General features: G+C 33.8%; 12 protein-coding genes and 2 pseudogenes. 10 read left to right on the forward strand and 4 right to left on the reverse strand.

Going from position 1 to position 7,943, the window contains the following annotated elements; all coding sequences use genetic code 11:
• The first annotated feature begins 67 nt into the window (after positions 1-67).
• The 4 genes from Wcon_RS13420 (at position 68) to Wcon_RS13435 (ending at position 1,162) form a co-directional block, all read left to right on the forward strand.
• Entirely contained in the window at positions 68-199 is a 132-nt protein-coding gene (locus tag Wcon_RS13420) for a hypothetical protein (protein ID WP_338062146.1), read from the forward strand.
• Positions 153-332: a helix-turn-helix domain-containing protein gene (locus Wcon_RS13425; RefSeq protein WP_458694579.1), complete on the forward strand. Its 180-nt coding sequence runs from the start codon at positions 153-155 to the stop codon at positions 330-332. The genes Wcon_RS13420 and Wcon_RS13425 overlap by 47 nt, the downstream gene beginning before the upstream one ends.
• A gap of 24 nt (positions 333-356) precedes the next feature.
• Positions 357-497 carry a hypothetical protein gene (locus tag Wcon_RS13430; RefSeq protein WP_458694580.1) on the forward strand — a complete coding sequence of 47 codons (141 nt, stop codon included), beginning with the start codon at positions 357-359 and terminating at the stop codon, positions 495-497.
• 266 nt (positions 498-763) lie between these two features.
• Positions 764-1,162: an integrase core domain-containing protein gene (locus Wcon_RS13435; protein ID WP_458694581.1), complete on the forward strand. Its 399-nt coding sequence runs from the start codon at positions 764-766 to the stop codon at positions 1,160-1,162.
• A gap of 141 nt (positions 1,163-1,303) precedes the next feature.
• On the opposite strand, the gene Wcon_RS07510 is transcribed toward Wcon_RS13435, so the two are convergent.
• The 3 genes from Wcon_RS07510 to Wcon_RS07520 form a co-directional block, all read right to left on the reverse strand.
• Positions 1,304-1,855 (reverse strand): 5-formyltetrahydrofolate cyclo-ligase, encoded by a 552-nt coding sequence (locus tag Wcon_RS07510; protein ID WP_114517751.1) that lies wholly within the window; start codon positions 1,853-1,855, stop codon positions 1,304-1,306.
• Positions 1,839-2,459, reverse strand: a complete 621-nt coding sequence (locus tag Wcon_RS07515) for a ferredoxin reductase domain-containing protein (protein ID WP_114517752.1) — start codon at positions 2,457-2,459, stop codon at positions 1,839-1,841. The genes Wcon_RS07510 and Wcon_RS07515 overlap by 17 nt, the downstream gene beginning before the upstream one ends.
• Positions 2,460-2,558: 99 nt before the next feature.
• Positions 2,559-3,701: a SurA N-terminal domain-containing protein gene (locus Wcon_RS07520; protein ID WP_114517753.1), complete on the reverse strand. Its 1,143-nt coding sequence runs from the start codon at positions 3,699-3,701 to the stop codon at positions 2,559-2,561.
• Between the two features lie 231 nt (positions 3,702-3,932).
• On the opposite strand from Wcon_RS07520, the pseudogene Wcon_RS07525 reads away from it, so the two are divergent.
• The 6 genes and pseudogenes from Wcon_RS07525 to Wcon_RS07550 form a co-directional block, all read left to right on the forward strand.
• Positions 3,933-4,439 (forward strand): annotated as a pseudogene (locus tag Wcon_RS07525) (DDE-type integrase/transposase/recombinase); the annotation flags it as partial.
• A 67-nt stretch (positions 4,440-4,506) separates the two neighbouring features.
• Positions 4,507-4,848, forward strand: a pseudogene (locus Wcon_RS07530) (hypothetical protein); the annotation flags it as partial.
• On the forward strand, positions 4,842-5,306 hold the full coding sequence (locus Wcon_RS07535) for a phage baseplate assembly protein V (RefSeq protein WP_114517754.1): 465 nt from the start codon (positions 4,842-4,844) through the stop codon (positions 5,304-5,306). The pseudogene Wcon_RS07530 and the gene Wcon_RS07535, both read left to right, overlap by 7 nt.
• Positions 5,307-5,309: 3 nt before the next feature.
• Positions 5,310-5,564 (forward strand): PAAR domain-containing protein, encoded by a 255-nt coding sequence (locus Wcon_RS07540; protein ID WP_114517755.1) that lies wholly within the window; start codon positions 5,310-5,312, stop codon positions 5,562-5,564.
• A gap of 137 nt (positions 5,565-5,701) precedes the next feature.
• Positions 5,702-6,061: a DUF1016 N-terminal domain-containing protein gene (locus Wcon_RS07545; RefSeq protein ID WP_237350110.1), complete on the forward strand. Its 360-nt coding sequence runs from the start codon at positions 5,702-5,704 to the stop codon at positions 6,059-6,061.
• Positions 6,062-6,104: 43 nt separating this feature from the next.
• Positions 6,105-6,545, forward strand: coding sequence for a PDDEXK nuclease domain-containing protein (locus Wcon_RS07550; protein ID WP_201796974.1), 441 nt, complete (start codon positions 6,105-6,107; stop codon positions 6,543-6,545).
• Positions 6,546-6,690: 145 nt separating this feature from the next.
• Here the strand turns inward: Wcon_RS07550 and Wcon_RS07555 are convergent, their stop codons facing one another.
• Positions 6,691-7,713 carry an IS110 family RNA-guided transposase gene (locus Wcon_RS07555; protein WP_114517756.1) on the reverse strand — a complete coding sequence of 341 codons (1,023 nt, stop codon included), beginning with the start codon at positions 7,711-7,713 and terminating at the stop codon, positions 6,691-6,693.
• Between the last annotated feature and the right edge of the window lie 230 nt (positions 7,714-7,943).

The following is a 7,943-nucleotide window of genomic DNA, read 5'->3' on the forward strand; positions in this document are numbered from 1 at the left end:
AAACAAGACTTGATCTGACACTTTAGAAAAGTAAGTTATAAAATAATAAAAGAAAGGAGTGTTAGATATGAGTACAATACAAGCAAAAATACTAAAACCAAAGTTAGGGTTATTAGAGCTAGCAAAACAATTAGGAAATGTATCTCAAGCGTATGGGCTACTCAAGAGATACGTTTTATCGATTCAAGGAATTATATGAAAATGGAGGAGAAGAAGCACTGCATGAGATAAGTAAGAAAAAATCACTTATGGCAAACAGAGTTTCCGAAGACATAGAAAGAGCAGATCGCAACAGAATTTCCAGCATATGGACAATAAAGAGCTGCAAATGAGCTGAGAAAAAGGGATTTCCGAAGGTGGTTGTATGGCTAAGAAACGATATTGAAACGTTCAAAAAAAGACTTAAAGCTCTTGAAGCGAAGGTTGCACAAGATGGCATAATTTTAACTGAAGAGCAACTTGCAGCTTTAGAGAAAGTGAAAGAACAAAGATGGTGAAATTGAAACACTGGTTACTTAGGTTCTCAAGACACTTATTATGTAGAAGGGTATAGGACCAGCAAACTTTTATTGATACCTATTCAAGGGTTGCTATGGCAAAGCTTTATACAGACAAAACTGCAATTACTGCTGCAGATCTTCTTAATGATAGAGTCATACCATTCTTTGATGGACAAAAGTACCATTATCCCGCATTTTGACTGATAGGGGTACGGAATACTGTGGCAAACCAGAAAATCACGCTTATCAGCTATATTTAGGAATTGAAAACATTGATCATTCAAGAACTAACCCCACAAACTAATGGCATATGTGAGAGGTTTCATAGAACTATGCAAGATGAGTGTTACAATATTATCTTTAGAAAGAAAATCTACAGTTCTTTGGAAGATTTGCAGATAGATGTTGATCATTGGTTGCGTTCTTACAATGAGACAAGACCTCATTCAGGTAAATATTGCTATGGCAAAACACCGATGCAGACTTTTCTTGATAGCAAACATATTGCTTTTCAGAAAAATATTAGTAACATTAAACAAGAGACTGATATTAGTTTTCAATTCTTCTGTCAGTTAATTCATGCCTGTCAGATTAAGTTGTGTCTAGTACATATCACCAAAATTAACAATTCCAAATTCACTTTCTGCCCATTTACCAGTTGAGGTGCTTATATTTCTTTTCATCATATATTCCATTTTTAGATCATAGATCTATTTATAATAGAAAGTTGAATTAGTAAAATAGCAGCTTTTTCTCCATTTATAGATTTATGGGTAATAGTAAGCCTTAGAAGTGGGGTTACGCTACTCCTTTCTATCTGCTTTCTTGGGCAATCCACTTTCAAATCTAACACACATCTCAGTGATTATAATATCCAATTTTTGATCATGTTGTTCTACAGGTAAATCTTTACAATATTGTTTCTCATAGGCTACACCTATAAATATTTTTCCAAGCGGCCGTAACTTTTTTATCATTGTATCATACCAACCACCGCCAAAACCTAATCTATTAAAATGATCATCAAAAGCAACAACAGGAGTAATGATTGTGTCGGGAATTACATCTTCATTTGTTTCGTTCCATCCCTCAAATCTTAGCAACTGATTTTTATCAGGAATTGCTACTTTATAACCTAAATAGAGCAAACGACACATCAAAGGGACAACATCTATTTCTCCATCCATTGGAATATAAACCGCAATTGTTTTACCTTTAACGTAACTTAAGTTCTGATTAAAGAGATTAATAAGGGAATTTGCCGCATAACTGGAATAACTTTCATCAATATCTTTTCTTATAGTTCTATATTGCTCTCTTATTTCCTTTTTGTGCTGTTTAATATCTTTGAACATGATCTATCCATTTCGCAGTAAGTTTTTCTTGTAAACTATTTTGCTTCAAGCGCTCACTTAAAAAATCAAAGTCAATAAATTCCATATCCTGGTCTTGATTACTGCAGCTATAAACAAAACTCCTTTCTCCTGTTTTCGCATTTATATGTTGCTGCACACACTGAGCGCAGATTTCTTTCATCATACACTGCATAGGAGAATTAACTGATGATATTGCTATGTGGCCTGATTTCAGATATGGCTTTAAAATTGTTTTTCTAGCTTCATTCACAGCTTTCATCATTTTATCAGAACCAATAGTGATAATTTTATCTATGGCGTTCAAATTAATACCTAATCTTCCTTGTTGATAAGAGACTATTGCATCAACTATATTACCATGAAAGGATTTATCTTGATCTCTACTTGTTTCTATCAATCCTTCTTCACATGCCCAAACTACCGCATTTGATGCACGCTCTATCAGTGCTCGTTTAAATACATCACTTAACTTCTTATAGCCAGCGAAATACAAAACCTTATTATTATTTTCAAGACACGCTTTCCCTATCGAAAATAATACTGCATTTCCAACTCCACCACCAATTAGCATTATATTCTTCATGTGCTATTTTAACTATATTTGTTCAAATTTTTTGAAATTTTATAGAACAAAGTAATTTCCGCATACAAAGACAGAGACAAGGACACTCTCTGACTTCAACTAATGCCGGTAACTGACAGCTGAATTTTTACGCATATCATCTAATAACAAGTTGCTTTGTATCATAATTTTTTGTTGGTACATCTGCCGTTTAATTGCTTCTATATCCGCTACATTACTCTTGATATCACACAATATCATCAACTTTGCAGTGCCATTTTCTCTCAATTCTACTATCTCATTCACACTTGTTTTACTAAATAAAATCTGTAAATCAGGATTTAAATCTCGCATTTTTATTTCAAACTCTTTTGCGTTTGGCAGCTTAAAATTATCTGCCAATTTATCAAAATTTAAACAATTAACTTTTTGCTCCTTGAGATTATCCAATAAACTTTCTGAACCTTCAACCACAATCTGTTTTAATTTTAAAGTGCTTTCCAGCAGCGTATAACTAAGCTGTACTTTATCTATGACTTTTATAACGGAGTAACCTCCGCTGAAACTAACCGGACCTGCTATATCGCCGGTTTCTAGTCTTTCTAAAACGCTCTTAAGTTTATCTTTGAGCTGACTTAAATTAACTGTTGCTTTACGTATCTTTATTGAAGATTCTGGGTTATTACTATTACGTAATTTTTTTACTAGATCTTCAGCTATACCATAAACGTCCTTGCCTTTTTGATCAGGAATTATAAACTCTTGGAACGTGATAAGATAATCCGGCTTTTCTGTTTGCCTTTTTACATCATCTACTTCTTTATCGCTTATATTAATAAATGGCACAATTCTTACTTCAATAATTTTGCTCCGTAGTAACTCACATTTCATTTGTTTTCTTAAAATACTAAGATCTATATTATGCTTCTCTATGTATTGATCAACTTCATTAGCCTTAAGTTTAAAACTTTGGGTTAAAAATAACATGATAGCATTATCTAACTCCTCGTTGCTCAATTTTATATTCAGCCTCTGCGCTTCATTGACAATGATGATTTCGTCTATTAGCTGCCTCAGAATTTGAGGCTTTGCTTCTTTTTGATTAACACTCTGAGTGCCAAACAATGAATTTATAAAGTTGATGCGTTTTTCGATATCTAAATTTGAAATTGCTTCACCATTTACATCTGCAACAATTTCAATCTCAGTTGCAAGCAACCTAAGTGACAACATTATTAATAGTAAAATTAATATTTTATGCATATAAGGCTATTCAGCTAATAACTAATTCTATAATAAATGCTGAGTGAATGCTAGCTAACTTTTTAATAGTTAAAGAAGGAAAGAAAATCACTGCAATAAATACCTAAATAGTAGTATACGGAGCAAAGGGTACTAAAAAAAACTTCTTCTCACGACTGTTATGTAAAATAGGTAAAAGTAGCTATATTCCTTTTTTCTGATAAATACAGGAAATAGGCTTTTTTGGCTACAACTGAGGAGGGCAAATTACATTTATTTGTTGCTATTGATAGGACATCCAAATTTACCTATGTTGAATTACATAACAGTGCTACAAAACCCATAGCTGCTAAGTTTTTACATAATTTGATTAGAATTTTACCGTATAAAATCCATACTGTTCTGACAGATAACGGCATACAATTTACCAATCAGACTCGTCATAAGTATGCTTTCAAGCACATATTTGATAGAGTTTGTGAAGAAAATGATATTGAACATCGTCTAACAAAAGTTAGCCATCCTTGGACAAATGGACAAGTTGAACGTATGAACAAAACACTAAAAAATGCCACTGTTAAGAAGTATTACTACCGATCTCATCAGCAACTCAAAGAGCACCTTTATGATTTTGTTATAATTATGCTAAAAGACTAAAAACTCTCAAAGGCCTTACTCCTTATGAATTTATATGTTACCAGTGGACAAAATCCTCACCATTACACTCTGGGACCATACATACATTTTTCAATTGAATAAAAATACAAAATTATGAACAAGAGTTGTAATGAGACTAAATTCAAAAAATTTTAAAAAACATAGTTGATTTGTAGAGTTGTCAAATCTAGAACAAGGCAAAGATCCAGGAACAGAGGAGCTGGCGCTGAAAGCAAGATTTGAGGCAAGAATTGTGATTGATAGCACAATAGAAAATGCAGCTATTATTATCAGAACATTAGCAGCAGAAGTAGCAAGAGTAGTAAATAAAAATACTTGGAACGTGAAAAATGTTTCACCAGGAGAATTTATATCAGGAGGAGATGATTTTAGGCCGGAATTGGATGCGTATTTAGTATGGTTGGTTGAATGGGTTCACGAGCTGCATTTGGGAGAATCATTCTGGTTAGAGGAAAAAATTAAGCCACATACCATAAACGTGAAATGTTAGACCATAATTTTGCGATTGCAGAGCTGAGTAGGAAGTTAGCGAACATTATGCGTATAGGTCTAGTTAAAGAAGTAGACTATGAAAAGGCAAGAGTGCGGGTAAAGGTAGGAGAATTTATAACCGATTGGCTTCCATGGGTAACGGCAAGAGCAGGAGAAGATAGAAGTTGGTTTGCGCCGAATATTGATGAGCAAGTAATAGTATTATCGCCATTTGGGGAATTATCTTTGGGGGTAGTATTACCAGCAATATATCAGGAAAAGTATCGTCATCCGGAAAGCAAAAAAGAAGTAAGTAGTGTAGTATTTAAAGATGGAACAAAGTTATCGTACGATAAGGAGAATCATCATCTTGAGATTGAAGTAGTAGATAAAATAACGTTGAAAGTTGGGGAATCAAGTATAAAAATGACAAAAAAGGGAATAAAACTTAAGGGCAGGAGAATAGATCTAAACTAGTATATGGGTAAAGCAATCGTTTGTGTAGGAGATTATTGCAGTGGAATACCAGCCCATGTTTGTATGAGTGGAAGTAGCGATGTTTTTGAGAAAGGAAGATCTATGTGTCGAAAAGGAGATATCTTAACTCTAGGTGAGAAACTAACGCAAGGATCAAACAGCGTATTTGTGAACGGTATGGGAGTAACGAGAACAGGAGACTTGGTATCGTGTGGTTTTAAAGCGATAAGTGGTAGTAGTAATGTTTTTTCAGGATAAAAATAAACCATCTGCTATACTTACCAAAAGTAAAGTTATGAATATGGATATAACTACTAGCCTATTAGGAGACATTAGTAATTTAATAGATAGAGCAAAGAATCACTCTTTCTGTTCAATTCAACTCTACTCTAGTATTGCTAAACTGGGAAATTGGCTCCAGAATTGATCAAGATATCCTAAAGCACAAACGTGCAGATTATGGGAAGCAAATCATCTCCCAACTTGCAAAAGAACTTCAGATTAAATATGGGCGTGGGTTTGATAGAGCGTCATTATTTCGTATGGTGCAATTTTCTAAGTTCTTTCCTGATCAAGAAATTGTCGCGACACTGTCACAACAATTGAGTTGGTCACATTTTGTAGAAATTATTGCAATTTCTGATGAGCTGAAGCGTAATTATTATATAGAAATGTGTCGTATTGAAAGGTGGAGTGTTAGAGCACTACGTAGTAAAATCGATACTATGTTGTATAGCGCTAACAAAAAAACCTGAAGAGTTTATAAGAAGGAGTATAAAAAATTTACGTGAAGAAAATATGTTAGCAACAGAATTCATTTTTCATGACCCATACTTCCTTAGCTTCATGGAATTGCCATCAAGTTATAGTGAGACTGATCTAGAAAATACAATCTTGGATGAATTGACAAAATTTTTACAAGAGTTTGGGAGTGATTTTTGTTTTGTAACACGTCAAAAAAGGATGAGTACTAAAACAACTGACAGGTATTTGGACCTGCTATTTTTTCACAGAGGATTAAAACGTCTTATAGCAATAGAACTAAAAATAGGTCGCTTTGAACCAGCTTATAAAGGACAGATGGAATGGTATTTAAATTGGTTAGATAAAAATGAACGAAAAGCAGGTGAAGAAAAACCGTTAGGGATTATTTTATGTGCTGATAAGGATCAAGAGGATATAGAATATCTTGAACTCGAAGGCTCTAATATTCATGTTGCACAGACAGCTTCCTTCTAAAGAAATTCTTGAAAAGAAGTTGAGAAAGGCTATTTCTATAGCACGTGAAAAACATGCAAGTATTAAGTCAGAGCCATGAAAAATATATGAGAGATACCGTCTTGCGAGTCAACAAAAAATTGCATCATAAAATCAAATGTTGATTTTAAAGTACTAAACCTTCAGTCAGCTTCCTAGTCCTATAGTTGTTGATATGATCTGGATCAAAAGCCTTTCTTGAACTTAAAACACCAAAAACTATATGGAGTAACTTACGCATTGCAGCTCCTACAATGGCCATATTATGCTTGCCTTTCTCTTTTAACCTTTCGCAAAAAGTCATAATAATAGGATTGTGATTCTTAGCTACTATAGCAGGAAAGTAAATTGCCTTACATAATGTTCGTGAACCGGTTTTGCTTAATCTGGGCTTGGCATGTACAGATGAGCCTGATGTTATATTTCGTGGTATAGTTCCAGCGTATGCTGCCAATTGCCTGGCATTTATAAAAGCTTTTATGTCAGGAATTTCAGCTAAAATAGCTATTGCTGATTCCTCTCCTATGCCTGGAATAGTCAATAAGAGTTGAAAATCTTCCAACAATTCTTTATGTTGTTTTAATAGTTCACGTATGGAGTTTCTTATTATTTTTATTTCTTGTTCTATGTTCATTGCAAGGTTTTCCCAAGCGTTTGCGACTTCTTTAGGCAGTCTCTCTTTCTTTTCTAAATGATTATTTACTAATACTAATTCATCTTTTAATGCAGCTAAACAACGATAAAGATGCTTTAATTTTTTCTTTTCAGAAGAAGGTGGTGTCCAACGGGAAGGTTCCTGTCTTTGGCAATAATCTGCAATAATCTCTGCATCAGTCTGGTCATTCTTTTGTCGTACAAGCTTACTCCTTGCATAGCATTTTATGCAATAAGGATTTACAACACTAACAAAATGTCCAGCATTGTGTAGAAATTCAGCAAGAGCTTCACCATAACAACCTGTAGATTCCATACAGGCTTTTACTTCTTCTACATTATGTTTTTGCAAAAAGCCCAGTAAACCTTGAAATCCTGAATCCTCGTTTTTAAAACTCCTTTTCCTAGTTTCACGTTTCCCTTTTTTACTGATGAATGAAAGAAAAACATCAAAGCGTTCTTTTGAAATATCTATACCCAGAAAGTTGTTGATCATATATAACCCCATACGTTACCATTTAAAACGAAAAGTAAGGCTAACCTTGTGAATACAGAATTAGAACCATTTAGGTCTTTCTACGATACCGTTCAGCCTCTACTTTTGAGGAGGGAACTCTTAACTCTCATACAGATTTTATATCTAGGAATGAACACAAAATTTTTCCCTTCTCCACCTAATGCTCAAGCTTAAAACATTAGATGCTTTTTTCAAGATACAAGGAATGG

It is taken from the genome of Wolbachia endosymbiont of Cylisticus convexus (genome assembly GCF_003344345.1).